This is a genomic window from Actibacterium ureilyticum (assembly GCF_002285435.1).
GTDB lineage: Bacteria > Pseudomonadota > Alphaproteobacteria > Rhodobacterales > Rhodobacteraceae > Actibacterium_C > Actibacterium_C ureilyticum.
The window spans coordinates 1-1,068 of sequence record NZ_NSBT01000002.1 but is presented as its reverse complement, the minus strand read 5'-3'; the positions used below and the strand labels follow the sequence as shown (position 1 = coordinate 1,068).

The following is a 1,068-nucleotide window of genomic DNA, read 5'->3' as shown; positions in this document are numbered from 1 at the left end:
CGAAACCGGGTGATCTAGCCATGAGCAGGTTGAAGTTAGGGTAAAACCTAATGGAGGACCGAACCAGTATTCGTTGAAAAGACTTTGGATGACTTGTGGCTAGCGGTGAAATTCCAATCGAACCCGGAGATAGCTAGTTCTCCCCGATATATCTTTAAGGATAGCGTTATGTGAATTGTTGTGGAGGTAGAGCACTGAATCTATGATGGCTGCACCTAGCGGTACTGATTAGAATTAAACTCCGAATGCCATAACTTGTGCATAGCAGTCAGAACATGGGTGATAAGGTCCATGCTCGTGAGGGAAACAGCCCAGATCGTCAGCTAAGGTCCCTAAGTGTAAACTAAGTGTGTAAGGATGTGGAACTGCACAGACAGCTAGGATGTTGGCTTAGAAGCAGCCATCATTTAAAGAGTGCGTAACAGCTCACTAGTCGAGTGATTCTGCGCCGAAAATGTACCGGGGCTTAAGTTTACCACCGAAGCTACGGATTGTACGCAAGTACAGTGGTAGGGGAGCGTTCCAAGGGTGATGAAGTCAGACCGTAAGGACTGGTGGAGCGCTTGGAAGTGATTATGCCGGCATGAGTAACGTTTGGAAGTGAGAATCTTCCATGCCGTTTGACCAAGGTTTCCTGGGCAAGGTTCGTCCACCCAGGGTTAGTCAGGACCTAAGGCGAGGCCGACAGGCGTAGTCGATGGACAACAGGTTGATATTCCTGTACCAGTTAATTAGTGATGGAGTGACGGAGAAGGATAGTATATCCCGGGTGCTGGTTGTCCCGGGCTAAGCACAAAGACGGCAACATTGGCAAATCCGTGTTGTATTAACGTTGAAGTGTGATGGGGAGTGAACGGTTCGCCTAGTAACGAAGTATATGACTCCACGCTTCCAAGAAAAGCTTCTAACATTAATAATTAACTGCCTGTACCTAGAACGAACACACGTGGTCAAGGAGAAAATCCTAAGGCAAGCGAGACAACTGTAGCTAAGGAACTCTGCAAAATAACTCCGTAACTTCGGAAGAAGGAGTGCTCATCTTTGATGAGCCGCAGTGAAGAGGGAGGG

General features: G+C 47.8%; 1 rRNA gene. It reads left to right on the top strand.

The annotated features are described in order from the left end of the window. A 23S ribosomal RNA gene (locus tag CLM60_RS00010) occupies nt 1–1,068 on the top strand; the annotation flags it as partial.